General features: G+C 67.9%; 21 protein-coding genes and 1 tRNA gene. 18 read left to right on the forward strand and 4 right to left on the reverse strand.

What is annotated here, in order from left to right:
* Window positions 1-254 precede the first annotated feature (254 nt).
* The 6 genes from Pla163_RS05585 to Pla163_RS05610 all read left to right on the forward strand — a co-directional run bounded on the left by Pla163_RS05585 (window position 255) and on the right by Pla163_RS05610 (window position 3,484).
* Window positions 255-545, forward strand: a complete 291-nt coding sequence (locus tag Pla163_RS05585) for a septation protein SpoVG family protein (RefSeq protein ID WP_145184839.1) — start codon at window positions 255-257, stop codon at window positions 543-545.
* Entirely contained in the window at window positions 542-997 is a 456-nt protein-coding gene (locus tag Pla163_RS05590) for a helix-turn-helix transcriptional regulator (protein WP_145184842.1), read from the forward strand. The genes Pla163_RS05585 and Pla163_RS05590 overlap by 4 nt, the downstream gene beginning before the upstream one ends.
* Window positions 994-2,196, forward strand: coding sequence for a tyrosine-type recombinase/integrase (locus Pla163_RS05595; RefSeq protein ID WP_145184844.1), 1,203 nt, complete (start codon window positions 994-996; stop codon window positions 2,194-2,196). Before Pla163_RS05590 ends, Pla163_RS05595 begins: the two co-directional genes overlap by 4 nt.
* A 59-nt stretch (window positions 2,197-2,255) precedes the next feature.
* Window positions 2,256-2,528: a hypothetical protein gene (locus Pla163_RS05600; protein WP_145184847.1), complete on the forward strand. Its 273-nt coding sequence runs from the start codon at window positions 2,256-2,258 to the stop codon at window positions 2,526-2,528.
* A 94-nt stretch (window positions 2,529-2,622) separates the two neighbouring features.
* A complete protein-coding gene (locus Pla163_RS05605; RefSeq protein WP_145184850.1) occupies window positions 2,623-2,931 on the forward strand; it encodes a hypothetical protein in 309 nt (102 codons plus the stop codon).
* A gap of 88 nt (window positions 2,932-3,019) precedes the next feature.
* A complete protein-coding gene (locus tag Pla163_RS05610; RefSeq protein WP_145184853.1) occupies window positions 3,020-3,484 on the forward strand; it encodes a hypothetical protein in 465 nt (154 codons plus the stop codon).
* Between the two features lie 265 nt (window positions 3,485-3,749).
* Here the strand turns inward: Pla163_RS05610 and Pla163_RS05615 are convergent, their stop codons facing one another.
* On the reverse strand, window positions 3,750-5,351 hold the full coding sequence (locus Pla163_RS05615) for an FG-GAP repeat domain-containing protein (protein WP_419186353.1): 1,602 nt from the start codon (window positions 5,349-5,351) through the stop codon (window positions 3,750-3,752).
* Window positions 5,352-5,700: 349 nt separating this feature from the next.
* On the opposite strand from Pla163_RS05615, the gene Pla163_RS05620 reads away from it, so the two are divergent.
* Together Pla163_RS05620 and Pla163_RS05625 are read left to right on the forward strand one after the other, a co-directional pair.
* Window positions 5,701-5,895: a helix-turn-helix domain-containing protein gene (locus tag Pla163_RS05620; protein WP_419186354.1), complete on the forward strand. Its 195-nt coding sequence runs from the start codon at window positions 5,701-5,703 to the stop codon at window positions 5,893-5,895.
* Between the two features lie 78 nt (window positions 5,896-5,973).
* Window positions 5,974-7,623, forward strand: coding sequence for a hypothetical protein (locus Pla163_RS05625; RefSeq protein ID WP_145184862.1), 1,650 nt, complete (start codon window positions 5,974-5,976; stop codon window positions 7,621-7,623).
* Window positions 7,624-8,569: 946 nt separating this feature from the next.
* Here Pla163_RS05625 and Pla163_RS05630 read toward each other — a convergent pair.
* The 3 genes from Pla163_RS05630 to Pla163_RS18790 form a co-directional block, all read right to left on the reverse strand.
* Window positions 8,570-8,645, reverse strand: a tRNA-Gly gene (locus Pla163_RS05630).
* A 209-nt stretch (window positions 8,646-8,854) separates the two neighbouring features.
* A complete protein-coding gene (locus Pla163_RS05635) occupies window positions 8,855-12,301 on the reverse strand; it encodes a PAS domain-containing protein (RefSeq protein ID WP_145184865.1) in 3,447 nt (1,148 codons plus the stop codon).
* Window positions 12,302-12,468: 167 nt separating this feature from the next.
* Window positions 12,469-12,588 (reverse strand): DUF3253 domain-containing protein, encoded by a 120-nt coding sequence (locus Pla163_RS18790; RefSeq protein WP_419186508.1) that lies wholly within the window; start codon window positions 12,586-12,588, stop codon window positions 12,469-12,471.
* On the opposite strand from Pla163_RS18790, the gene Pla163_RS18795 reads away from it, so the two are divergent.
* From Pla163_RS18795 to Pla163_RS05685, 10 genes are all read left to right on the forward strand, one after another.
* Window positions 12,538-12,921 carry a hypothetical protein gene (locus tag Pla163_RS18795; protein WP_419186513.1) on the forward strand — a complete coding sequence of 128 codons (384 nt, stop codon included), beginning with the start codon at window positions 12,538-12,540 and terminating at the stop codon, window positions 12,919-12,921. The two genes, Pla163_RS18790 and Pla163_RS18795, sit on opposite strands and share 51 nt — an antisense overlap.
* Window positions 12,918-14,495 carry an ATP-binding protein gene (locus tag Pla163_RS05645; protein ID WP_145184871.1) on the forward strand — a complete coding sequence of 526 codons (1,578 nt, stop codon included), beginning with the start codon at window positions 12,918-12,920 and terminating at the stop codon, window positions 14,493-14,495. The genes Pla163_RS18795 and Pla163_RS05645 overlap by 4 nt, the downstream gene beginning before the upstream one ends.
* Before the next feature lie 97 nt (window positions 14,496-14,592).
* On the forward strand, window positions 14,593-15,138 hold the full coding sequence (locus Pla163_RS05650; protein ID WP_145184874.1) for a response regulator transcription factor: 546 nt from the start codon (window positions 14,593-14,595) through the stop codon (window positions 15,136-15,138).
* Between the two features lie 542 nt (window positions 15,139-15,680).
* Window positions 15,681-16,316, forward strand: coding sequence for a cytochrome c3 family protein (locus Pla163_RS05655; protein ID WP_145184877.1), 636 nt, complete (start codon window positions 15,681-15,683; stop codon window positions 16,314-16,316).
* Window positions 16,317-16,494: 178 nt separating this feature from the next.
* On the forward strand, window positions 16,495-19,902 hold the full coding sequence (locus Pla163_RS05660) for a TAT-variant-translocated molybdopterin oxidoreductase (RefSeq protein ID WP_145184880.1): 3,408 nt from the start codon (window positions 16,495-16,497) through the stop codon (window positions 19,900-19,902).
* Between the two features lie 4 nt (window positions 19,903-19,906).
* On the forward strand, window positions 19,907-21,340 hold the full coding sequence (gene nrfD, locus Pla163_RS05665; protein ID WP_145184883.1) for an NrfD/PsrC family molybdoenzyme membrane anchor subunit: 1,434 nt from the start codon (window positions 19,907-19,909) through the stop codon (window positions 21,338-21,340).
* Between the two features lie 52 nt (window positions 21,341-21,392).
* Window positions 21,393-22,694, forward strand: coding sequence for a quinol:electron acceptor oxidoreductase subunit ActD (locus Pla163_RS18800; protein ID WP_419186355.1), 1,302 nt, complete (start codon window positions 21,393-21,395; stop codon window positions 22,692-22,694).
* Between the two features lie 92 nt (window positions 22,695-22,786).
* Window positions 22,787-24,028 carry a quinol:cytochrome C oxidoreductase gene (locus tag Pla163_RS05675; protein WP_145184886.1) on the forward strand — a complete coding sequence of 414 codons (1,242 nt, stop codon included), beginning with the start codon at window positions 22,787-22,789 and terminating at the stop codon, window positions 24,026-24,028.
* A gap of 62 nt (window positions 24,029-24,090) precedes the next feature.
* On the forward strand, window positions 24,091-24,393 hold the full coding sequence (locus tag Pla163_RS05680) for a hypothetical protein (protein ID WP_145184889.1): 303 nt from the start codon (window positions 24,091-24,093) through the stop codon (window positions 24,391-24,393).
* Window positions 24,394-24,627: 234 nt separating this feature from the next.
* Entirely contained in the window at window positions 24,628-25,638 is a 1,011-nt protein-coding gene (locus Pla163_RS05685) for an SCO family protein (protein ID WP_145184892.1), read from the forward strand.
* The last annotated feature ends 19 nt before the right edge of the window (window positions 25,639-25,657 follow it).

Raw genomic sequence — 25,657 nt, forward strand, 5'->3', positions numbered from 1 at the left:
GGGGTTGGTGGGAGTCGCGATGCCGGCGAATCGGTACCCCACCACGAACCCCACCACCAATCGGGTGACGTTGAGCCCCAGGAGGTGGTCGCTATTGCTGATGATGGCCGCCCGGGTGGGGTAGGAGGGGTTCCTTCACTACTCCGAGCACAAGAAGAGGGGGAGGGGGAAATTGAGTGTGAGTGGGCTGAAACTACCCCACCCACCCCCCCAACCCCACCCGCCGCGCTAGCGAACGACACCGAGGTCCCCTCGTGACCGCCCCGCTCGTCACCGACGTGCGGATCACCGCTGCGCTCCGCCAGGACCAGGACCGGGGGCTGCTGGCCTACGTCAGCTGCACCGTGGCCGGGGTCCTGCGGATCGACGGGCTGACGGTCCGCCGCACCCGCTCGGGCGACACCCGCCTGTCCTTCCCCGCGCGCCGTGACCGCCGTGGGCTGGAGCACCCGTACTACGAGCCGCTCGACGTGGCCACGGAGCGGGCGCTCGAAGAGGCCGTCCTGGCCGCTCTGCTCGGGGCTGGGGAGGGCGAGAACTCGTGAGCGAACTGCGCGAGAAGCTCGACGCCGTCGTGGCGCGTGGGTCGCAGCGTGTGCGCTCGGGCGAGCCGGTGACCGTCGATGCGGACGTGGCGCACGACGTCGCGACTCGTGGCCACACGGGGGCTGTGGGCGAGCCGATCCGGTCGCTCGCCACGTCCCTCCAGGCGGCCTCCGTAGCTCTGCAACAAGCCGCCGAACACCTGCAGGTTCACCTTGCTGCGGGCTCAGAAACGAGCCTCTATGCGTCCGTGGACCAACGCGACGCGCAGCCCCAACTCGAACCGCTCCTCACGGTCAAAGACGTCGCTCACCTGCTGAGCGTCACCGAGAAGACCGTGCGCGAGTGGAAGGCCAAGGGCGACCTGCCCGAGCCCTTCGAACTGGGCGGAGTGATCCGCTGGGAGCGCGCGGAAGTCCTCGACTGGCTCGACAGCCGGAGGGTCGCGCGATGACCCGTGGACGAGCGATGGGGCCGGGCAGGCTCTTCAAGCGCGGCACGAGCTACGTGCTCGACTACCGCGACGCGGACGGCAAGCGGCACCACTACAGCCTTGGCGCGGACAAGCGCGTGGCCGAACGGCGTCGTGCGGAACTGATCCGGCGTCGCGACATGGAGCTCGACGGACTCGGGTCGCTCGAAGGCCAGCAGATGCAGCTCGGCGAGCTCACGCAGCTGTACATCGCCGACCTGGCAGCGCGGACTTCGCCCGGCCACACGAAGAACGTGGTCGCGCGCCTCGCCAGGACCCTTGAAGCGCTGGAGCCGAGTCGGGTGTGCGACCTGCGCCCACTCCACGTGCTCCGGCTCAGGGCGATGGCCATCCGGGACGGGCGCTCCAACCGCACCGCGAACCTGATCGGCGAGACGCTGAAGGCGATGCTGAACTGGGCGGTGGAGGCGGGCGTGATCGCTCAGAGCCCGATCGCGCGGCTGAAGAAGCTGCCCGAGGGGAAGGGCCACCAGGTCCATCGGCGCCGGGCGTTGTCGGACGACGAGGTGGATCGCTTCCTGGCCGCCTCGCGCGCCGACGACGAGCGCTGCGAACGGGAGGCTCGACGCGTCGGAACCACCCATGTGCCGCAGACACCGCTCTGGCTGCTCCTCCTGGACACCGGAGCGCGGTGGGGCGAGGCGCGCCAACTCACCTGGGGCGACGTGAGCTTCGCCGACCAGCTGCTGGTGCTTCGCGCCGAGACCACGAAGGCGAAGAAGGAGCGCGCGATCCCGCTGACCGACCCGCTGGCCCAGGAGCTGCGCGACCTCCGCATCCAGCACCAGCAACTCCTCGGGCGCATCCCAACCGTCGCCGACCGCGTGCTCTTGAGCCCACGTGGCAGCGCCCTCAGCGTCGCCACGAACAACCCGATGCGGATCTTCGACCGCGTGCTCGAACGCGCGCAGATCGACCGCACCGACGGGCAGGGCCGCCACATGGTCATCCACGGCCTGCGGCACTCCTTCGCGACGCGCCTGGAGCGCGCCGGCGTCCCTCTGACGCACGCGCAGCGACTCATGGGGCACAGCGACCCGAAGCTCACCGCGCAGATCTACACGCACCTTGGCGTGGACGACCTGCGGGGCGCCATCAAGAAGCTCGGGCGACCGAGCGACGAACTGGCCGCACGGACGGCCACGGAGACGAGCAGATGATCGAACAGCAAGGCGACGTGGACCGCTACCTGGCGTTGAAGGAGGTCTGGTCCGACCTGGTGTCCGACCGCGACGCGATCGCGCGTGACCCCGGCGGGCGGGAGATCCTGCTCGCGATCCGGTCGCTGCAACGCGCCGCTCAGATCACCGAGCGACGAGACCTGGCGCAGGCAGCCGAAGCCGCGCTGAGCTTCATCGGCGGACGAGTCCACGAAGCGCGCGCCGAAGTCTGGCCGGAGCGGGTCACGCGAGTGCAGCTGCAGATCGCCGAGATCGAAGCGGCAGCGCGCACGTCGATGGCGATCGAGATCAGCGCCGGAACAGGCGACTGACGGCAAGAAGAGCACGAGGTCGTCGAGCGTGTGGCACCGAGTCACGCGACGGCCTCGAACACCGGGCAGAAGCCCAGAACCAACTGAACTAGTCATGACCCAGTCCACTACCCGCACCCGCCGCACCACCGAAGAGATGCTGGCCGAGCTGGACGCGCGCAAGGACGCGCTGCTGGCCCGCGCCGAGATCGCGAGGGTGAAGGACCAGCCCGCCTACAGGCCCGCGCGCGCGGCGATCAGCGCGATCGACAAGGGGCTCAACGTCGTCGAGGACGAGGCGCAGCGCGCCGCCCTGGAGCAGGCGCGTGAAGCCCTGGGCGAGATCGTCCCGCTCGATGGCATCCGAGCCTGGTCGGGGCGCAAGCCGTCGAAGAAGCCCGCGAAGGCAGCCGCCGCGAAGTAGTCGCCACCGCTGGCGAGGTCAGGGGGTCGGGCTCGCGCCTGGCCCCCTTGCTTCAGTAGGAGGCCGCCCGAACGAGGCGGAATGAACGATGGACCAAGGCATGTACCTGATCGAGTCGCCGACGGCTGTGGTGTTCGTCGCGATCGGCGGAGCGGAAGACGACGAGATGGTCCCGGGGCTCTGGGCAGAGGCGTGGCTGTGGCTACGAGGGACCGAGGAGGTCCAAGCGGTGCGGATCGCGGTGGCCGACCCGCTGCAGCTCCCGAAGCGAGTCGACCCCGTGGACTTCCTGTTCCAAAGAGCCGAGGCGTGGGCGGCGAACCAGGCGGCAGCTGCCGGACGAGTACTCGATCGCAGCGTGTGCCGTCCGGTGGTCGACGAGGACGGGCCGAGCGGGCTCATCGTGACCCTGCTCGAGCTTGCGATCGACGCGCCGAGGCTGGTCGAGCGGATCGAGGCTACTACGCGCTGGCACGACCTCGAGGGGGCGGTCGACGAAGCGCAGGCGTACGCGGAGGAGGTGGCGGTCCGAGAGATGAGTGGGCCGGGCTGACGCGTCCGGACCCTGCTCGGGCTCGCGATGGGGCGCCCAGCCTCGTGGAGCGGATTGAGGCCGCGACGCGGTGGGGCGAGCTGGAGGACGCGGCGGGGGGGGGGGGGGGGAGGTCGTTCTGGTGCGATCGGTGGGAGAGCCGCGCTGAGTAGGTTGCTGCGCTGCGAGCTGGTTGGCGTAGCCTCCGACCGAGATGGATGGTCAGGTCAGGCGATCCGAGCGCGAAGACGGCCCGGCCAGCAACCGCGAACGGAACGGCACCGATTTACGGGGTCAATGTAAGTGGCACCGCATTGCTCGCAAACGTCATCAGCCCCGTATCGAACAAATCGATTGTGATGTAGGCGTGATGGAGAGTGAGGCCAACGAAGCTCATGTCCGTTCCGCTGGGTACCGTAACCACTGCGGTCGCTGCGCCAGACGAGTCCAGGACTCCGAAGAGCGGGGCCACGATTCCAGCGCCAGCGTTGAGAAGCAGCAGGTTGAAGTACGGATCGATGTTCAGGGGGACCGAGATTCCCGAAGGCGAATCTGTGACGCCAGGCGCTGTTCCCGACGCGGACCCAAGGAGCGCGAATGCGTTCGATGATCGAGCGGTGCCAGCGTCGAGCCAGAGCGTTTGGATCCCTCCATCGATAAGGGACGCCTGAACTGTTCGGGCACGTAGCGGTGGTGGGTTGCACTCATCTAGAACGCCGTCTCCGTTTAGGTCAAGCCCAGCCTGAAGGCCGATCTCGCAGGAATCCGCCGTCCAATTGGAGTTGCAGTCTGGTAGGTTCCCGGCCGCGATTTCGATGTAGTCGGGGATCCCGCTGCCGTCGCAGTCCAGCGGGGGCGCGGCATTGGACAGAAGGTAAAGGCCAGACTCGGCTGCAACGAGAACATCGGCGTCGCCATCATTGTCCATGTCCGACAGCAGCAAGTCGTGGATGTTGGTGGCCAGTAGGATGGTTGATGTTGGCGCGCTCGGAGTACTTCCCCTTTCAATCCACTGTACGCTGTCATGCGTCGCGATAGTTAAGTCCGGTACTGCATTCGCATTCAGGTCCCCGACGCTGATGCTGCGCACGAATGCACTGGTTGTAAGTACCAGTTTGGCCGACTTGAAATTGCCCCCGCCTAAGTTGCGCATCCAAAAGAGCGCTTGGCTCGGTGGGTGCGCGAAAAGAATGTCCGCAAGGCCGTCACCGTCCCAGTCTGCGGTTGTGATTGCGTCGACGCTGCCCGCTGGCAGTCCGGCTTCCTCTCTCCAGAGCTCGATCTGAGTCTGGGCGCCAGTGATTGATGGGTCCAGCAGCAGCAGTATCCGGTCCGCAGGTTCTTGGTCCGGCGACCCGTTCTGGACGACTATCAGGTCGGGTTGGGGTCCGCCCGCGATGTCTCCGGCAGCGAGATGTCGCGGCATCTGGGAGATGATGGGCGGTGTGTTCGCAAAAGGTGCAAGCGAAGCGAGTGGAGCCGATCCATCATTCTCAGCGACCCAGAGGGGGGCGGAGTTGTAAGGCCTGGGCGCCGTGGCAACCAAGGCGTCCAAGTCCGAGTCCCCGTCGAGGTCAATGCAGACGACGGCGCCTCCTTGGGTTGGCGGCGACTGCGGAACTTGCCGCGGAAGGAACACTCCGCTCCCATCGTTCTCATGCCAGCTCAACGCGGCTCCGAAGGCGTGTGACAGAACTGCATCGAGGAATCCATCGCCAGAGACGTCGGCGAGGGTTGCGTCGCTGCAGAAGAAGACGGACTGGTCAAGTACCTGGGCCTTCCAAGTGCCCGAGGAGTTCCGTCGGAGCGAGAAGGTTATGTTCGGCAATACAGGGCCGAAGCCGGTAGCAAGGATGTCTGGCAGTTCGTCGGTGTCGATGAGGCCCACAGCCAGATTCCTCGTCTCCCCTTGGTAGAGCAGGGTCGGTGCTGCAAGTGTAGGCGCGTCTTGTGCGCCAGACTGATGCGCTATTGCATGACTGGCGGCCAGGAGGGAGTGTGTTGCTCCCAAGGACGGCTGGGGAATCGTCAAGAAGGCTGCGGCGAGCATGGGATGCATAGGAGGTCTTGGCCGGGGGGGGCAGTCGGCGTAGTGCGAGCGTAGCTTCTTGGGCAGGGCTTGGGGTGTTCAACCCGGCACACGGGTAACAGGAGTTCGTCTCACTTCGAAGTCCGATCAGGCTTCGGCCCCGATCAGCATGGCCTTTCGCGGCAGGTCGTGCGGTATCCCCCGCGGCATGGGAGCCCAGCGGCAAGGACTCTCCCAGGAGGCGTTCGGCTTCGAGGAGGGGCTCGACCGGACCTACGTCAGCGGCGTCGAGCGGGGGGGGCGCAACCCGACCCTGGCGATCTTGCTGAAGTGGTGCCGGGCTCTCGGTGTGCCGCCGAGCGTGATCCTGCGGCGGGCTGAGGAGGCGGCTGGCTGGGACTAGAGGCGGTTCTCCACCGCCCGCCAGGGACTGGCGCGCGTAGCCGAAGCGGCCCGCCGCTGGTCCCCGTATCCTGTAGGCATGAAGGTCCGACTTGCCTCTGTCTCTGCACTCTTCGCCACTCTGGTTCTCGTTTCGCACGCCGAAGCTCAGACGGTCGCGCCAGACGCCTTCGTGTGTCCGCAGGCGTTCGATCCGTTCATAGGTCTGACCGACCTGGGTGACGAACTGGGGTTCGCAATGGCTGCGTCAGCAGACCTGCTCGCGGTAGGGGCTCCGGCAAGCAGAGACTCGGGCGGCGAGGAGGGAGCCGTGTATCTCTACCATGTCAATTCAAGCACGGGGCATGTCGTGCCGTCGGGCTTCCTGACTCCGTTGCTCGCGTCCAATGTCGAGCGATTCGGGTCTTCCTTGGCTCTCGATGGCTCGCTCTTGATCGTGGGCGCTCCCGATAAGGCAGGTCAAACCGATGTCGGGTCTGTGCACGTCTTCGCCGATCTCCCCGGTCTTGGGCTGATCCCGATCACCACGATCTCGCCTCCGTTGGATTCGAGTGGCAGCGGTGGTGGCCAATTCGGAGCATCCGTTGAGTTGTCAGGTGACCGACTCTTCGTCGGGGCGCCAACGCGAAGGTTGGGCGGGAACGCGCCTTTCAGCGGCGTCGTCTTCGAGTACCTGGTGGGTCCGGCCGGAGGCTTCTACCTCTGGGACATCATCAAGCCGCCAGTTCCCGTTGACGGACAAGCGTTCGGTCAGTCGATCTCCTACGACGCGAGTCAGGATCGGCTCGCCGTCGGCTCACCTGGGGGGACGTTCCTGGGGTCCACACCCACACGTGTCTACGTCTTGGAGAGGGGGGGCGATGGGCGATTCGAAGCAAGCGCGATTCTCTCGCCGTCATCCGCACCCCCAAGTGGGGTCGTGGACCGTTTCGGGCGAACAGTTGCTCTCGATGGGGATCGACTGCTCTGTGGAACGCAACGTCTGACGGCAGTCGACCGTGCTGGTTTCGTCTTCGAGCGCGATCAAGTGCAAGGCTGGCAAGAGACCGCAGTCCTGCAGTTCCAGGGTTCGGGCAACGTATCGGCGCAGGTGGATTGCGCATTCCTTGATGATGGAGCCGTGCTCTCCTCCGACCGCGGCGTGGCCAGGTTTCGCCAGAATGGCTCCGGTAGTTGGTCGAAGGTCTACACCTACTCGCAGTTGCCAGCGGGTACGTCGAACGATGCCGCGTCGTCGATCGCGCTCCCGAATGGCGTCGTTGTGTGCGGCAACTCCACCAACGAGCAATGCGGCAGCCCGAATCTCGCCACTGGCGGCTTTGCCGTCTGGCGTGACCGCAGATTGCTCTCAGACGTTCACACGGCCTCGATCGCCGCTCCAGGATCCCAGCGGCTGATCCTCGACGGCGGACTCTCCCACGTAGGACGTCCCTACATGCTCTTCGGCAGCGCGGACGCGAGCGGGCCGGGTATCGACCTCGGCAACGGCGAGGTCTTCCCGCTCGATGTCGACGACTACTTCAACCTCGTCCTCGCGTCGCCCCGCATCGTCTTCGACGTGCCGATCGGCCTCTTCGATGAGCACGGCATCGCGACCGTCACCTACCAGCTTCCCGCTGGTGTTGACCCCTCGCTTGCCGGGGTCGAGCTATTCCACGCATGGGTAAGTGTTGCGCCGGACTTCAGTCTGACAGCGAGCAATGCTGAGTCGGTGGTGCTGGTGCCGTAGTCTACGGCGCCCTCGGCCCCATGAATCAGCAGTCAGCCGATCCGATCGCGAGCGCGGCTCGGCCAGCAACCTGGAGCGGTGCGGCCTACCCCTGATTGCATGTGATCCTAGGTCAAGACGCCGATCGCCAATCAGGGTCTTTCCGGATCCAGCGCGTGGGGCAGTCTAGCTGGACAAAGAACGTTGCGGGCAGGGCGGCACGCTGATTGCGTAGGAGGACTACGATGCGCCACTCACACTCGGGAGCGAATTCACATCGCTTCTCGGCATAGAATGCGCCCATAGGCGTTTGCTTCTTGGCGGGGCGTGGGAGTCCTTGGCGGTAGCGTACGCGACACCCCTCAAGCAGCGATACGTGGAAGCCATGCTGCTCGGCGGTCCGCTGAGTGGCGTCATGGATCGAACGGAGGAATGCGCCTCCGCCGCAGATCTGCGCCGCGTGGTCGCCCCACTTGGAACGAACGGCATGAGCTGCGCGGGAGGAGGCGAAAGAGCAGATGTAGGTTGGATTTGCCATACTGCCCGTGAGCCCCATGGCGTCGGGGCTAGGGTCTGTTCTACTGCCCGAAGTGGGGTGCTCGTACCAGACGTCAGCGGTGCCTTCGAGTGGATCGCGCCGGCTGGCTGAGTCGGTCTCTTGGTACTCCCCGATCCTCGTAAACTTGATGTTGCCGGAGAGGAGGCTCTCTAGGTGCTTTGCATCCTCGAGGTTCTTATAGGTAACAGGGGGCCAGTGGCCGTGAAGACGATCGTTGGGTTGCCCCGCCGCGGCATTCGCTTCCTTCATAAGGGCAACGTATGTGCGCAGCCGCAGCAATGGAAGCCGCACGACATGACGCTGCACAACGCGGCTACAAAAGCGCTACACCCCGCGCCTCGCCGCCCTGCCGAAACGGCCACTTGCCGCCATCCACCCGCCGGGTGCCGCCCAACTGGCCCCCAAAGGTGGAGCGGGAGACGGGACTCGAACCCGCGACATTCAGCTTGGGAAGCTGACGCTCTACCAACTGAGCTACTCCCGCACGGCGTCTCGAGCGGACCTGGATGAACGGCTCCAGCGAGCGTGGTTCCAGGTGCTGACGCGGCGCGGAGTCTACGCTCGGGCGAGGGGGGCCGCCAGAGGCTGGTGCAGGGTGGACGTCGCCCAGGTGGGGACGGACGCGGGCGAACTCGGTCCGCAGGGCTTGGGCGTTGGGCGGCGGGCGTGGGTCGCTGGCGACGGCTCCTCGGATCAGGCGGCTGCGTCGGCGTCGCCGGCGGTGTGATCGCCTTCAGCCCGGCGCTCGCCTTCGAGCGAGCCGTTCGACGCGCTGCCCGAGTCATTGCCCGACTCAGCGCACGACCCGTTGTCCTCGAGCGCCGAGTTCGAGTGCGGGCCGATCGCCGACTTCAAGGCCAACCCCTCGTCCTCACCCACACCCGACCTCGACCCGAGCCCCGACCCATCGCCAGCCCTCGCCCCCTCACCCGACGGCACCAGCGACGGGACCAGCGACGGCGCGGACTCGATCTTCCCATCCTGCGGCGCACGGACCGACTCGACTCCACCCCCTCCGCGCTGCGCCCACTCGACGCACGTTCTCACGAGCGCCTCGCGGTCGATCGGCTTGGACAGGTAGTCCGAACACCCCGCTGCCAGGCAGCGTTCGCGGTCGCCCTGCATGGCGTTCGCCGTGAGCGCGATGACTGGGCCGGCGAATCCAGCGGCGCGCAGCTCGCGGGTCGCCGCATGGCCGTCGAGCTCGGGCATCTGCACGTCCATGAGGACGACGTCGGGCAGCGTTCGCCCGTCCGAGTCCGTCAGCAGGCGGTCGACGGCGGCGCGGCCGTTGTTGACGAACTCCACGGAAGCGCCCGCGCGCTTCAGCATCAGCCCGATGAGGCGTTGGTTGTCCGCACCGTCCTCGGCGACCAGAACGGTCCGCCCCTCGAGGGGGAGGCCCTGTAGCGGCCCCGGTCGGCGTGCCGCCACCCGACGCGCGGTCGATGCCGCGGCCAGTGCGCGCTGCTCGCGATCCGATGCAGAGCGCAGCTCGACACCCACCAGGCTCCCCGTCCCGACGGTGGCGGTGAACGCACTGCCCACGCCCATGCACGACTCGATGGTGAGGCCACCACCCAGCATCTGCGCGAGGGCGTTCGAGATGCGCAGGCCCAGGCCCGTGCCGCCGAAGCTGCGGGTCGTGCTCGCGTCCGCCTGACGGAAGGGCTCGAAGCGAGCGATCAGGTCGCGCTGCTTCGGAGTCATGCCGATGCCCGTGTCCTCGACGCGGAACGCGATGGTCTCCGTGCTCGGGTCGCAGGTCACGCGCATCGTGACGCGACCCAGCTCGGTGAACTTGATGGCGTTGCCGAGCAGGTTGAGCAGAATCTGCCGCAGTCGAGTCGGATCTGTCTCGATCGTCGCGGGGAGCGGTCCGTCGAGTTCGACGTGCAGGCCGATGCCCTTGCCCTCGGCGCGCAGCCGCAGGAGGTCCACGGCGTGCTCGACGACTTGGACGGGCTCCGTGGGGAGCAGTTCGATGTGCACCTGACCGGCCTCGATCTTGGACATGTCCAGCACGTCGTCGACGATCGTCAGCAGGTGCTCGCAGTTCGCCAGGATCGTGCGAATGGCGTTGTGCGAGCGCTCGACGGTGTCGCGGTCGTCGCGTCGATCGTCCACGCGCTCGTCCGTGCGGTCGAACGCACTCTCGATGAGCTCTTCGAGGATCTCAGCGAAGCCGACGATCGCCGTCATGGGCGAGCGGATCTCGTGGCTCATGTTCGCGAGGAACTCACTCTTCGCGCGATTGCCGTCGTTCGCGGTCTCGACGGCGTCGTGCAGGGCCTGAGTGTCCATGTGCACGCCGATGATGCGCTCCGGATTGCCTTCCGCGTCCCGCTCGACGATCTCGCCGATGTCTCGGATCCAGGTCCAGGAGCCGTCCTTGCACCTGAGCCGGTGCTCGTTGACGTAGATGTCGGTCTCACCCGACATGTGCCGACCCACGTCCTCGAACGCGGCCTCGAGGTCGTCCGGGTGAACGAGCTTCTGCCAGGTGGCGAGCTCCGACGGCAGTTCTCCGGGTTCGTAGCCCAGCATCGTGAACCATGTGTCGCTGAAGTACGTCGCTCCGGTCGACACGTCCCAGTCCCACAGGCCGATCCGGGCCGCGCGCGTCGCCAGGTCCAGGCGACTGCGCATGATGTAGTTCTCGTGGATGTCCGAGATCGAGCCGGAGAGACGGGTCACGACTCCGTTCTCGTCGAGCGTCGCGTTGCCGCGTTCTCCGAACCAGCGGTACTCGCCGGCGTTCGTTCGGACCCGGTAGACCATGTCGAACGGTTCGCCCGACGCGGTGTGCTCGGCGATGACCTGGCGAGTGCGCTCGAAGTCCTCGGGGTGGATACGGTCGAGGAAGTTCGAGAGCTTCGAACCGAAGGCGGCGAACTCCTCGGGCGGGATGCGCAGGAGGCGCTTGAACTGGTCGCCGTACCAGACGGTGCCGGTGACCAGGTCGTGGTCCCACAAGCCGTCCTTCGTCGCGCGGATCGCGCGTTCGAAGCTGCCCTGCAGGTGCGCGAGCTGTTCAAGGTGACGATGCTTCTCCGTGATGTCGAAGCGGATGGACACATAGCGGTGGGCTCGGCCATCCCCGTCGACCTGAGCGACGATCGTCGAGTCGACCCAGTAGAGACTCCCGTCCTTCTTGCGGTTGCAGATCTCCGCTCGCCAGGCGCGGCCACTCTTCACCGTCCGCCACATGTCGTCCCAGAACGCCGGGTCGTGCTGTCCCGAGTTGACGATGGAGTGCGGATGACCCACGAGCTCCTCGCGCGAGTAGCCGCTGAGTTGGCAGAACGCGCTGTTGGCCTCGACGATGGTTCCCCGTTCGTCGGCGACCGACACGATCATGTGTTCATCGATGGCAGCGTGGATCGCGCCGAGTTCGCGGCTCAGGCGGGCGAGCTCGCGCTGCCTCTGGGCGCTGCGCTCGAAGGCCCTGCGCAACGACTTCGTGATCGGGCGAAGGACGAGGAAGAGCTTGCCCGTGAGGACGAGGGTCGCCAGGAGGCACAGCGCCCGGACGAGTTCGTCCAGTGACGACAGGTGCTGTCGAGCGGCACTCTCCAGGTCCAGGGCGACGAGTTCCGAGCTCGCGAGGAGGTCCTCGGCTTCGGCTTCGACGGCGCGAACGAGCGCGGGCATCCCGTCCCGATCCGAGCCGTTCGCTCCGGCTTCGAACACCGCATCCGCGGCCGCTGCCAGACTCGCGAGCTGCGCTTCGACCTCCGTGAGGCGCGCCCACGTCCGTTCGCTCCCGTCGCCGTCGCCCCGACGCTGCTCGACGTGAGCGGACAGTTCCGCATGCGCTGCGTGCAGAGTGTCCAGCGCGTCGGTCGCGCGCGCTCGCGCAACGTTCGCCAGGTTCTCGTCGGTCGCGGTCGTGAAGATCGCCGCCTGGGACGCGACCCGCTGACTCAGCATGCGTTGGCGGCCGGCGAGGTGGCTGAGGTGCCCGTCGTCCTGGGCCGAATCGAGCACGTGTGCGACGGTCCACAGGGCCGCGATCACAAGGACCCCGGTCACCAGAGTCGCCGTGAGGTAGATCCGGCGGAAGCGTTCGACCGCCGCGTGGCCGTCGGGCGCGTGCAGCTCGTCGTCGAGGTCCTTGGTGTGGCGAAGAGAGCTCATGGCGGGCGCCAGCTGTCGGCACCAGGGACTGATGTCGGCGATCGTCCCGGCGACGTGGAGTCTCTCGCGCGACCGGGCCCAGTGGCGGAACCCGTTCCGCGGGCCGTGGGGCCGAGCGCTTCGCCGAGGCCCCGTCGCCCTGAAAGATCTTCCCGCTCGCGGTGGTCTCAGGTGCCCGGGCGCCGGACCTCGAGCGGACCTCGCGCGGTCGCCGCGTCCACCGGGCGGCCGCGCTGGTGGACGTCGACCTCACCCGCCGCGGCGAGCCGGCGGACGGCCCGGCGCACCAGCTCGCCGAACGGGAGTGCGGCGTCGCGTCGACCGCCGGCGCCCACGCGAGCCGCCGCGAACTCGACGATCTCGGCCAGCGGAACCGGCGTCCGCCCCCCCGGGCCGGCGAGTCGTTCGAGGACCAGCGCTTCGAGTCGGCGATCGATCGGTCGCACGCGAAGCGTCGTGCAGGCGCGACTGCAGAAGACGCGCGTTCCGGCCTCGGGCGCCGCGCGTTCGATGGGGCGGCCGCACGCCCGGCAGAGCCTTCGTTCGCCGCGCTGATCCACGGCGGAGGCTTCGCGCGCTCTGGGGCGCTGGAGTCGGGCCGGATAAGCTCGTGGGCTTGAAGCTCGACAGCCACGCCCAGCTCTCCGACCGCGCCGCCGCCGAACGGGTCCGCATCAACATGTCGTGGCTGCTCAAGCTGCGGCGCGCCGCGGTCCTGGGTCAGACGCTGACGATCCTGGTCGCGAACCAGGTGCTGGGCATCGACCTGCCGTTGGTGCCGCTGCTCGGGTTGGTCGCGCTCGGACTGATCGCGAACGTCGGCTTGCAGCTGTGGTTCCTGCTGGTGTCCGAGCACGAGTCCGACGCCATCTGGCTCGCGCGCGGGCGATCGCTGCTCGGCTCCGTCCTGCTGTTCGACCTCTTGTTGCTCACCGGTCTGCTGTACAGCACGGGCGGCGCGACGAACCCGTTCAGCGTCTTCTACCTCGTGAACCTCGTGCTCGCGACGGTGATCCTGTCGGGCACGTGGCTGCGCGTGATCTACCTCACGACGGTGGTCAGCTACATCGGCCTGCTCGTGATCAGCCAGCCGCTCGCGATCGACGGCGTGCCGCTCCTGCACACGTCCGCGCGCACCGGTCTCGCGTCGCCCTCGCTGGCCGACTGGATCGAGGGCGGCGACATGACGCTCTACGCCAAGGGCTCGGCCGTCGCGTTCGTCACCGTCGCGCTGTTCACCGCCTACTTCGTGCGGCGCCTCAACCAGTCGCTCGGCGAACGCGACGCGGAACTGGCTCTCGAGCGGCAACGGCGCTCCGACAACGAGCGACTCGACTCGTTGGCGACGCTCGCGGCGGGAGCGGCGCACGAGCTGGCGTCGCCGCTCTCGACGATCGCGGTCGTCGCGCGCGAGCTCGAGCTGGATCTCGAGCGCCGCGCGCAGGGGGGCGCACTGGCAGCGACGGCGTCGACCGCGCCGAGCGACGACCACTCCGACGCGATCGAGGACGCGCGACTGATCCGCGACGAGGTGGCGCGCTGTCGCCGCATTCTCGACCAGATGTCGCTCGACGCGGGTGCCGAGGTGGGGGAGGAGATGGCGCGCGTCACGCCGCGCGAGTTGTTCGACGGCGCGCTCGACACGTTGAAGGGACGCGAGCGCGTGCGTCTGCTCCAGCCGGAAGCCCGGGCGGGCGGCGCTGCGTCCGCGCCCGCGAAGCACGCCGGGTTCAAGTCGGTCGGCGCGAAGCAGACGCACGACGCCGCGACCGATCCGCTCGAGCGCGTCCTGCTCGTGCCGCGCACCGCACTGCGCCGCAGTCTGCGCGCGTTGATCAAGAACGCGCTCGAAGCCTCGCCGCCCGATGCGCCCGTGGACGTGCGCATCGTCGCGAGCGGCGGCGGCGTGGCCTTCGAGGTCCGCGACCGCGGGACCGGCATGGATCCCGAGATCCTCGGCCGCGCCGGCGATCCGTTCTTCACCACGAAGGACCCCGGGCGCGGCATGGGACTCGGGCTGTTCCTCGTGCGCTCGTTGGCCGAACGCCTCGACGGCAACTTCGTGCTCGACTCGGCCCCCGACGCCGGAACCACCGCGCGTCTCGATCTGCCGGCGAGCGGTGTTCCGATCGAGAGCCGACCGAGCGGCAAGCGACCCGGATCGGCGGCTGGCGGCCCCGGCGATCGGGACTAGGATCGGTGCGCCCCGACGTCCGGGCCACCGCCGACTCTGCTCGCTCCCCCTTTCGGGCGCCCGCTTCGCCCACCGCCCCGACCGCGCTCGACCCCCGATGACGACGAAGAACAACCCCTCGGTCCTGCTCGTGGACGACGACAGCGTCTTCCGCGAGCGCCTGGCCCGGGCCCTGCGCAACCGCGGCTACGAGGTCTGGACCGCCGGCGGGGGAGCCGAGGCCCTCGAGCTCGCCCGCCGCGAGTCGCCCGAGCGCGCCGTGGTCGACCTGCGCATGGAGGGGATGGGGGGGCTCGCCGTCGTGGCCGAGCTGAAGCGCATCGACCCGGCCACCGAGGTCGTCGTCCTGACCGGCTACGGCTCGATCGCCACGGCCGTCGAGGCCACCAAGCTGGGCGCGACCAACTTCCTGCCCAAGCCCTCGGACGCCGACGACGTGCTGCGTGCCTTCGCGGGGCCGAGCGCCGAGGAGGTCGGCTCCGCCCCCGAGGCGCCGACCCTGGCCCGCGCCGAGTGGGAGCACATCAACCGCGTGCTGGCCGACTCGAGCGGGAACATCTCCGAGGCCGCGCGGCGCCTGGGCATCCACCGGCGCTCGCTCCAGCGCAAGCTGCAGCGCTTCGCTCCCGAAGAGCACGCCTGAGCTCGCCGGGTGGTGCTTTGAACGCGGCTTGTTGGGTGGATGGTGGACGTGTGACCGGCTGAAGGGCTGACGCAGGCACGGTCGTCCAGCCTCGCACGCGCGCCACCTTCGCTCACGCCCGACCGAGCCGCGCACCACTCGCGGACGGTCGGGGGACGGTCGGCGGGCGCGCTCCTCGACCGTCGCCCGCCGCGGCTCCCGAGCCGCGCGCGGACCCTGCGACCGTCCGTCCCCAGCCGGCGGATTCACGGCGTTGCGACAAATTGCCGCAGCGATCGGCCGCGCGGGTGGCCGTAGCATCTGCCCGTCGAAAACCCCCCGCGGCACCCACCCGCGGTCCCCCTCCACCAGCTGCGAGTCCACCCGTTCGGACTCGCCCCATCGCTCGACACCGGCGCCGTCCGCGCGGCGTCGTCCCTTGCGATTCGAGTCCGCTCGCGACGCCGTCGCCGTGGACTGCTGACCGTCACGACCTGGCGGTAGGGGACCGGACCGGACCGGACCCGCGGAACGAAGGCGTGCGACCACCACCGCAACACCCCATGTTCCATTTTCCCAGTTGGACGCTGACCATCCGCGACACCGCGGGTCTGCTCGTCGGCGGCGGCCTTCTCTACGTGATCGTGATCGTCACGTTCGGCTTCTCGCCGATGACGACGGATGTCGGCTACCAGCCCACGCAACCGGTGCCGTTCAGCCACGCGATCCACGCGGGCGAGCTCGGCATCGACTGCCGCTACTGCCACAACACGGTCGAGAAGGCCGGTCACGCCGCGATCCCACCGACCGCGACATGCATGAACTGTCACGGGATGATCCACACCGAGAGCGAGAAGCTCGAGCTGGTGCGGGAGTCCGCGAAGACGGGTGAAGCGATCCCGTGGGTGCGCGTGCACGACCTGCCCGACTACGCCTTCTTCAACCACGCGGCGCACCTCGCCGCTGGTGTCGGTTGCTCGTCGTGCCACGGTCGCATCGACCACATGGAGACGGTCTTCCAGAAGGAGCCGCTGTCCATGGGCTGGTGCCTCGACTGCCACCGCAACCCCGAGCCGCACATCCGGCCGGTGGACCAGATCACGAACATGGCCTGGGAGAACGACGCCGACCTCGGCGCCAAGATCCTCGCCGAGCGCGGCATCGAGCCGAACCAGAACTGCTCGACCTGCCACCGCTGAGCCGATCGATCGTGCCCGACCGTCCGCGCGCTCGGACGGAAGGGCGCGCGAGTGCCGCGCGCGGTGCTCGTGATGATCGCCCGCCGACGACCGACCGACGCGCGCACCTTCGCGGTGCGCTCCCCACCCGACGGACCACTCCCGGACGCACTCCGCGACCGAACCCCCGCCTCCCGCGATGACCGATTCGCAGATCAAGTACTGGCGCAGCCTCGACGAACTCGCCCAGTCCGAGGACTTCAAACAAGCCCTGGACCGCGAGTTCCCCGAAGGCGCGGACAGCGTCGAAGGCGTCGACCGCCGCCGTTTCCTCCAGGTCATGGGGGCGTCGGTCGGACTGGCGTCCGCGGCGAGCTGCCGCTGGGAGAAGACGACGCTGAACCCGCTGGCCGAGCGCCCGGAGAACCGGATCCCCGGCGTGCCGAACTTCTACGCGACCAGCATGGAGCTCGGTGGCGTGGCGGAACCGCTCGTCATGACGAGCTACGACGGCCGTCCGGTGAAGGTCGAGGGCAACGAGCTGCACCCCGAGTCCCAGGGCGCCGCGTCGACGCACGCCCAGGCGACGATCCTCGAGCTCTACGACCCGGACCGTTCGACGAACCCGACCGAGGGCGGTGCCGCGCGCACCGTCGAGCAGTTCGAGACCGCACTCGGTGAAGTGCGCGCGCTGCACGCCGCCAAGCGCGGTGCCGGACTCGCCTTCCTGTCGCGCGTCACGAGCTCGCCCGCCATCGCCGAGGCCCAGCGCCGCCTGCGCGCGGCGCTGCCCCAGGCCGAGTGGTTCGAGTACGAGGCCCTGGACCGCGATCGCGAGCTCGAGGGCGCGCGCATGGCGTTCGGCCGTCCGGTGCGCACGCACTTCGACCTGTCGAAGGCCGACCGCATCGCCTGCTTCGACGCCGACATCCTGGGCGAGCACCCGGGGTCGGCGAAGATGATCCGCGCCTTCTCGGTGCGTCGCCGTCCCGAGGGAGGCGCCTACTCGGGCGTCAACTTCGACGGCGAGCAGAAGATGAACCGGCTCTACGCCGTCGAGGCGCGCCACACCACCACGGGCGCCAGTGCCGACCACCGCCTGCCCCTGCGGGCCGAGCAGGTCGGTGCCGCGCTCGCCGCGCTCGAGGCCGCGTTGGTCGCCAAGGGCCTCACGGTCCCGGACGCCTGGGGTTCCGCGAGCCCGTCGCCGACCGGTTCGCTGTTCGCCGAAGGATCGCGCGCTCGCAACTTCGTCAACGCGCTCGCGGACGATCTCTACAAGTTCCGCGGTTCGAGCGTCGTCGCCGTCGGCGGCACCCAGCCGAAGGGCGTGCACGCGCTCGCGCACCGCATCAACGCGTTGCTCGGCAACGTGGGCAAGACGGTGCTCTACACCGACGAGCCGAACGCCGAGCGCACGAGCTCCGAGGAGTCGATCGAGACCCTCGTCGAGCACATGAACGGCAACATGGTCGAGACCCTGGTGGTGCTCGACGGCAACCCGGTCTACGACGCGCCCAAAGGACTCGATTTCGGCGCCGCCCTCGGGCGCGTGAAGAACTCGATCCACCTCGGTCTGTACCGCAACGAGACCGGGCGCGTCTGCGGATGGCACGCGCCGCTCGCGCACTTCCTCGAGAGCTGGGGCGACGCCCTGGCCTGGGACGGCTCGTACTGCGTCGTCCAGCCGCTGATCCGTCCGATCTTCGGCGGCCGCAGCGCGCTCGAAGTCACCAGCTTCTTCGCCACCGGCACCTGGGGCGACGGACAGGAGCTCGCCCGCGCCGGCTGCACCGCGCGCCTCGGCGCCCTGTCCGACAAGCAGTGGCAACTGGCGCTGCACGACGGCATGGCATCGGGGACCGCGTCCGTGCCGGTGACGCCCACGCCCCAGCGCGTGGCCGCTCTGTCCTACTCGGGCGCCCAGGTCGACGCCGCGACGCCCGCGAACGGTGCGCTCGAGCTCGTCCTCCACGGCGACCCCTGCGTCCACGACGGTCGCTTCGGGAACAACGCGTGGCTCCAGGAGCTGCCGGAGTTCATGACGAAGCTGACCTGGGACAACGCCGCGCTGATGTCGCCCGCCACGGCGGACATGCTGGGCGTGACGACCGGTGACCTGGTCACGCTGGCGATCTCCGGGCGCTCGCTCGAGACCGTCGTCTACGCGATGCCCGGCCAGGCCGCGGGCTCGGTCGCACTGGCACTCGGCTACGGCCGCACGGGCGCCGGCGCGGTGGGGGGCGACTCCGAGAAGGGCGTTCCCGCCGCCGGCTTCGACGCCTACGTCCTGACCGGCCGCCGCGCCACCGGACACGAGACCGGTCTGACGGTCACGGCGACCGGACGCACCTACCCGCTGGCCATGACCGCCGATCACCACCTGATCGACGCGACCGGCATGAAGGAGCGCGACGGCGAGTGGCTCGACCCGTCGCAGACCTACCCCGACAAGACGATCGAGGTGGAAGGGCCCGACGGGAAGCTGACCGCCGTCGCGCTGACGACGCCGAACCTCGTGCGTGCCTACAACAAGAAGGCGCGCGAAGGCAGCCGCGTGGCCGAGCTCGTGCGCAGCGCCACGCACGAGGAGTACGAGGGCTACCTCGAAGGTGTTGCGGAGGCCGGTGGTCGCGAGGCCGTGGTCGACAAGCTCCACGCCGGACACGGCGACGACGTGCTCACCGCCCAGGAAGGGCACGGTGAAACAGCGCACGGTGAGGCGGCGCACCCGACCGAGGGTGGCAGTCTCGACGGCTCCCAGCACGCCGGTGACGATCACGGTCACGCGCACGCCCACTACGTCGACCCGAACAAGATCAAGCGCATCGGTGGCCCCGAGCTCCTCTCCCTGTGGGAGCGCCACTCCTACGACGGACACCGCTGGGGCATGTCGATCGACCTGTCCTCGTGCGTGGGGTGCAACGCCTGCGTCGTGGCCTGCCAGTCGGAGAACAACATCCCGGTGGTCGGCAAGGAGCAGGTGCTGCGCGGCCGCGAGATGCACTGGCTGCGCATCGACCGCTACTTCTCCGGAGACCCGGAAGCGCCGAAGGTGGTCAACCAACCGGTGGGCTGCATCCAGTGCGAGGACGCGCCCTGCGAGCAGGTGTGTCCGGTCGCGGCCACCGTCCACTCGGACGAGGGCCTCAACGACATGGTCTACAACCGCTGCATCGGCACGCGGTACTGCTCGAACAACTGCCCGCTCAAGGTGCGGCGCTTCAACTACTTCAACTACCACCGCGACCTGAAGGGCGGCGATCGGGATCTCGAGAAGATGTCGTTCAACCCCGAGGTCACGGTGCGCGCCCGCGGCGTCATGGAGAAGTGCACGTACTGCGTGCAGCGGATCCAGGCCAAGAAGATCGCGGCGAAGGTCGACGGCCGCCGCCCGATCGCGGACGGCGAGATCGTCACCGCCTGCCAGCAGACCTGCCCGGCGGACGCGATCCGCTTCGGCGACCTGGCCGACGAGAACAGCGTGGTCACCAAGGCCCACGCCAGCGAGCGTTCCTACGACCTGCTCAAGTTCCTGAACATTCGTCCGCGTACCGCCTATCTGGCGCGGATCACCAACCCGAACCCGGTGCTGGTGGAGGCCTGATCCGATGTCTCTAGAACGCGTGATGCCCGTTGGGCTCGACAACACCAGTGACGATCCGTCCGGCCGCCAGGCCCTGATCGTCAACAACAACACCTACGAGTCGATCACCGAGAAGGTGTGCGGCGTCGTCGAGGACCCGCGCATCGACAAGCGCTGGCTCGCGATGTTCATCGTGGCTCTGGGCGGTCTCGGGATGCTGTTCTCGTTGATCGTCTACCTGATCGCGACCGGCGTCGGGGTCTGGGGCAACAACATGCCCGTGGCCTGGGGCTGGCCGATCGTGAACTTCGTGTTCTGGGTCGGTATCGGCCACGCGGGCACGCTGATCTCGGCGATCCTGTTCCTGCTGCGGCAGGACTGGCGCACGAGCATCAACCGCTTCGCGGAGGCCATGACGATCTTCGCGGTCGTCTGCGCGGGAACGTTCCCCGGCATCCACGTGGGCCGGATCTGGCTGGCCTACTGGCTGTTCCCGATCCCCAACCAGATGCTGATGTGGCCGAACTTCCGCAGCCCGCTCCTGTGGGACGTGTTCGCGGTCTCGACCTACGCCAGCGTCTCGACGGTCTTCTGGTACATGGGCATGATCCCGGACATCGCGACGATCCGCGACCGGGCCAAGCACCCGCTGCGTCGACTGGCCTACGGCGTGCTCGCCCTCGGCTGGCGCCAGAACGCTCGCGCGTGGCACCGCTACGAGAAGGCCTACGGGATCCTCGCGGGTCTGGCCACGCCGCTGGTGTTGTCGGTGCACACGATCGTGTCCTTCGACTTCGCGGTGTCGCAGCTGCCCGGCTGGCACACGACGATCTTCCCGCCCTACTTCGTCGCCGGCGCCATCTTCAGTGGCTTCGCGATGGTGGTGACCTTGGCCGTGCCCGCGCGAGCGATGTACGGCATGAAGGACATCATCACGATGCGCCACCTCGAGAACATGAACAAGGTCATCCTCGCGACGGGGATGATGGTCGGCTACGCCTACGCGATGGAGTTCTTCATCGCCTGGTACGGCGGCAACCGCTACGAGCAGTTCGCCTTCATCAACCGCGCGACCGGACCGTACTTCTGGGCGTACTGGATCATGGTGAGCTGCAACGTGCTCTCGCCCCAGGTCTTCTGGTTCAAGAAGGCCCGCACGAGCATCCCGATCATGATGGTCGTCGCGATCCTCGTGAACATCGGCATGTGGTTCGAGCGCTTCGTGATCACGGTCACGTCGCTGTCGCGCGACTTCATGCCCTCGAGCTGGGGCTACTTCAAGCCGACGCTCGTGGACATCGGGATGCTGGTCGGCTCGTTCGGCCTGTTCTTCACGCTCTTCCTCCTGTTCCTGCGCTTCCTGCCGATGATCGCCATGGCCGAGGTCAAGACGGTCATGAACCGACCCAAGCAGGAAGAGTCCGCCGAGCGGCCCGAGATGGCCGCCAGCCTGAACTGATCCCAGCGGACCAGCTGGACCCGAAAGGACCGAACACACAGGCACGTATTCCATGGACAGCCGCATCACCCCGAGCGAATCCGACGATCCCCGCTGGATCGCCCAGCTCAAGGACCACGACGACAACTCCGAACAGGAGCTCTTCGCCGTCGTCGCCGAGTACGAGACCCCCGACGCCGTCATGGCCGCCTGCGAGAAGGTGCGCGACGCCGGCTTCCGGGATTGGGACGCGATCACGCCCTTCCCCGTGCACGGCATCGACGAAGCGATGGGGACCAAGCAGTCGATCCTGCCCTGGATCGTGCTCGGTGCAGGTCTGACGGGCGCGACCGTCGGTCTCACCCTGCAGTGGTGGACCAACGCGGTCGGCTACCCGTTCCTCATCAGCGGCAAGCCGATGTTCAGCCTGCCCGCGAACATTCCCGTGACCTTCGAGGTGACGGTGCTGTTCTCGGCCTTCACCGCGTTCTTCGCGATGCTGGGGCTGAACCTCTTGCCGGCCTTCTACCACCCGCTCTTCCGCCACCCGCGGATGGCGCGCTACTCGAGCGACCGCTTCGCGATCGTGATCGAGGCGAAGGACAAGCTGTTCGATCGTGAGAAGGTCGAAGCCCTCCTGAAGGGCAGCGGTTCGATCGCGAACGAGGTGCTGTTCGCTCCGGCGAAGCGCGCGGCGCTGCCGAAGGTGTTCCACGGCATCGGCATCGTCGCGACCCTGGCCACGTTGATCCCCCTGGCGTTCATCGCCAAGGCGCGCTTCACCCACTCGGAGAAGCCGCGGATCCACATCATCCAGGACATGGACATGCAGCCCAAGTTCAAGACCCAGGCGCCGAACGCGCTCTTGGCCGGACTGTGGGGCGACCAGCGCGCCTCGCTGCTGCCCGTCGAAGGCACGATCGCCCGCGGCGAGTACGTGGCCGACGAGCGCTTGCACTACGGCCAGGAGGACGACGGGACCTTCGTCACCTCGTTCCCCGTGACGGTCGACGAGGCTCTGATCAACCGCGGTCAGGAGCGGTACGGCATCTACTGCTCGGTATGCCACGGCATGAGCGGCGACGGCAACGGCACGGTGAACCAGCGGGCCACGGCGCTCGCACGCTTCGGTGGCAAGGGCATGGCCTGGGCGCCGCCCGCCAGGCTCTCCGACGAGCGCATTCTGCTCCAGCCGGTGGGGGAGCTCTACAACACCGTCACCAACGGCAAGAACAACATGAAGGGCTACGCCGCCCAGATCCCGGTCGAAGACCGCTGGGCGATCGTGGCGTACGTGCGGGCCCTGCAGAAGGCCGCGACGGTTCCCGTCGACTCGCTGACCGACGAGCAGCGCGCCGAACTCCAGTCGAACTGATCCCCGACGACTCTCTCGACCCGATCGACCCCCTTCGATCGACCCCCTCCACGCGCTCGGCCGCTCGGCCCGACGCAGCACACTCAACTCTCATGGCTAGCCACGGAATCGAACTGACGGAATCCGACCTGCGGATGCCGGAATCCCTGCGCGGGCTGGGCGGCAAGCTCATGCCCATCGGCGCGGTGATCGCCATCATCGGCGTCGCGCTCGCCTTCGTCGGCGCCGACTCGGGTTTCAAGCACTTCCAGTTCGCCTACCTGACCGCCTACGCGTTCACGATGACGATCGTGCTCGGCGGCCTGATCTGGCTGCTGATCCAGCACGTGTTCCGCGCGTCCTGGGCGGTCGCGATCCGGCGGGTGGGGGAGAGCGTCGTCGGCCTCGTGCCGCTGATGCTGGTCCTGTTCCTCCCGATCCTCGTGCCGATCCTCATGCACGACGACTCGATGTACAAGTGGCTCAACCACTCGTACGCAGAGAACGATGCGGAGTTCCTGCCCAACAAGCAGGTGGTCTACGGCGCCTACCTGAACCCGACGTTCTTCTTCGGGCGCCTGGCCTTCTACTTCGCGATCCTGATCTTCCTGTCGCGCTTCTTCACGAAGAACAGCGTGGCCCAGGACGAGACCGGTGATCTGGCGACGACGCGCAAGATGGAGAAGTTCTCCGCGCCCGCCATCCCGATCTTCGCGCTGACGCTGACCTTCCTCGGGCTCGACCTCCTGATGAGCCTCGACCCGCACTGGTTCAGCACCATCTGGGGCGTGTACCTGTTCGCCGGCGGGATGATGAGCTTCTGCTCGCTCCTGGCGCTGTTGTGCATGACCTACCAGAAGCACGGCGCCCTGAAGAACGTGGTGCGCAAGGACCACTATCACGACCTCGGCAAGCTGATGTTCGCCTTCGTGATCTTCTGGAGCTACATCGCCTTCAGCCAGTACATCCTCATCTGGTACGCGCACATCCCCGAGGAGATCACGTTCTTCGACAAGCGTCAGAACAACGGCTGGGAGTGGGTCTCGGTCACGCTGATCTTCGGGCACTTCGCGATCCCGCTGCTCGGCCTTCTGAGCAAGCACGTCAAGCGCCACAAGCCGACCCTCGCCTTCTGGGCGGTGTGGCTCCTGGTCATGCACCTGCTCGACATGTTCTGGGTCGTGATGCCGAACTTCACGTCCGGCCACGTGCCGCTGCCCTTCGCCACGATCGCCCTCGCCGTCGGCATGCTCGCGATCGTCGTCGGTGCCTCGATCCGCAGCGCCTCGACCAAGTCGATCGTCGCCCGTCGCGACCCGCGTCTCGGCGAGTCGATGGCCTACCACAACGTCTGAACCGGCGACGCCCGAGTCGCCAGCGTCGAAGCTCGCTCCGACCACCAGCAATCACCTGAACCATGTCTGACGTCAAGATCGCCGCCAACGAGGACAAGCCGTACAACGGTGCGTTGCTCGTGATCTCCGCCGTGACGGTCATCACGGCCATCGTCACGTTCGTGGGCGTCGACGCGCTCGCGGGGTGGGCCCAGGAAGTCGAGTTCGCGGAGAAGGTCGAGTCCCGACCCTTCTACGACCTCGACCAACTGCGCACCCAACAGAACGAGCGTCTGTCCAGCTACGGCTGGGTCGACCAGGAAGCCGGCACGGTGCACGTACCGATCGACGCCGCCAAGCAGATGGTGCTCGACGAGCAGCGCTGACGCGGCGCCAACGGACCGAACGAGGGGCGCCCCTGCGACCATGCGTCACGAGACCCGCGTGAACCCTGCGGAGCACCCACTCGCGAGCCACCCAGCCACCTCCCGACCACAGCGATCCATCCGAAGATCGACCACGACCTGACGCGATCCGACTCGGTGCGACCGAGCCCGCTCCCGCCACCTCCACCCCTCCTCGAACGACGACCCGCCGCCGACCCGAACCCAGACCGTCCGATGACCCGCCACCTGACCACTCGATCCTCGATCACCCGCACGACGGCCGCACCCGCGGTCGCGCTGGCGTTGTGTCTCGTGGGTGGAGGGCTCGCGGCGGCGGCCGACGCGCAGTCGAGCGTGCTGTCCCAGCGCGGTGGCGAGACGGCCGACTTCGTTCCGCCGGCGGCGCGCGAAACGGGGGTGACGCAGAACATCGGAGCGCAGCTGCCGCTCGATCTCGAGTTCGTGAACACGCGCGGCGAGGCCGTCACGCTCGGCGACTACTTCGGCCGCTCGAAGCCGCTGCTGGTCACCTTCAACTACTCGAACTGCCCCCAGCTCTGCAGCCTGCAACTGGTCGGCCTGGTCGATGCCCTGCGCGAGCTGAAGCTGACGGTGGGTGAGGAGTTCGAGATGCTGACCATCTCGATCGATCCCAGCGAATCGACCGAGCGCGCAGCGTTGACGCAGGGCCGCTACTTCGACGACTACAGGAACGCGGACGACGCGCGGACGAAGGATGGCGCGCGCCACACCGAGCGGCGCGCCGCGGCCCTCGAAGGCACGTCGGCCCTCGACTTCGGCTGGCACTTCCTCACCGGCGACGAAGACGCGATCGCGGCGATCACGGACGCCGCTGGCTACGCCTTCAACCTGGACCCGGACACCGGTGAGTACGCCCACGACGCGGTCGTTCTGGTCGTCACGCCCGACGGCACGGTCTCGCGCTACCTGCCCGGCGTCTTCTACGAGCCGAACGACCTCGATCTGGCGCTGATCGGCGCCTCCGACGGCGAGCTGGGCGGCATCGTCGCCTGGACCCGGATGTTCTGCTACCGCTGGGACCCCGAAGCCGGTTCCTACGTGCCCGTCGCCGAGCGGATGATGCTGCTCGGTGCCGGTGGGTCCGCCCTGCTGCTACTGGCCTTCATGGGCCTCATGTGGCGCAACGAGTTCAAGAAGAGCAAGCGCGCGGCCAACGCCGGTGCGGCTCCGACCGCCCTGGCGAGCGCGAGCGCTTCGCACTGATCGATCCGAACACGCGGGG

The sequence above is a fragment of the Rohdeia mirabilis genome, assembly GCA_007750655.1.
Taxonomy (GTDB): domain Bacteria; phylum Planctomycetota; class UBA1135; order UBA1135.

Coding starts and splice junctions, on each gene's coding strand:
- Pla163_RS05595 (WP_145184844.1), top strand. CDS start 994: ATGACCCGTGGACGAGCGATGGGGCCGGGCAGGCTCTTCAAGCGCGGC.
- Pla163_RS05605 (WP_145184850.1), top strand. CDS start 2,623: ATGACCCAGTCCACTACCCGCACCCGCCGCACCACCGAAGAGATGCTG.
- Pla163_RS05610 (WP_145184853.1), top strand. CDS start 3,020: ATGGACCAAGGCATGTACCTGATCGAGTCGCCGACGGCTGTGGTGTTC.
- Pla163_RS05620 (WP_419186354.1), top strand. CDS start 5,701: ATGGGAGCCCAGCGGCAAGGACTCTCCCAGGAGGCGTTCGGCTTCGAG.
- Pla163_RS05625 (WP_145184862.1), top strand. CDS start 5,974: ATGAAGGTCCGACTTGCCTCTGTCTCTGCACTCTTCGCCACTCTGGTT.
- Pla163_RS05635 (WP_145184865.1), bottom strand. CDS start 12,301: ATGAGCTCTCTTCGCCACACCAAGGACCTCGACGACGAGCTGCACGCG.
- Pla163_RS05650 (WP_145184874.1), top strand. CDS start 14,593: ATGACGACGAAGAACAACCCCTCGGTCCTGCTCGTGGACGACGACAGC.
- Pla163_RS05655 (WP_145184877.1), top strand. CDS start 15,681: ATGTTCCATTTTCCCAGTTGGACGCTGACCATCCGCGACACCGCGGGT.
- Pla163_RS05660 (WP_145184880.1), top strand. CDS start 16,495: ATGACCGATTCGCAGATCAAGTACTGGCGCAGCCTCGACGAACTCGCC.
- nrfD (WP_145184883.1), top strand. CDS start 19,907: ATGTCTCTAGAACGCGTGATGCCCGTTGGGCTCGACAACACCAGTGAC.
- Pla163_RS18800 (WP_419186355.1), top strand. CDS start 21,393: ATGGACAGCCGCATCACCCCGAGCGAATCCGACGATCCCCGCTGGATC.
- Pla163_RS05675 (WP_145184886.1), top strand. CDS start 22,787: ATGGCTAGCCACGGAATCGAACTGACGGAATCCGACCTGCGGATGCCG.
- Pla163_RS05680 (WP_145184889.1), top strand. CDS start 24,091: ATGTCTGACGTCAAGATCGCCGCCAACGAGGACAAGCCGTACAACGGT.
- Pla163_RS05685 (WP_145184892.1), top strand. CDS start 24,628: ATGACCCGCCACCTGACCACTCGATCCTCGATCACCCGCACGACGGCC.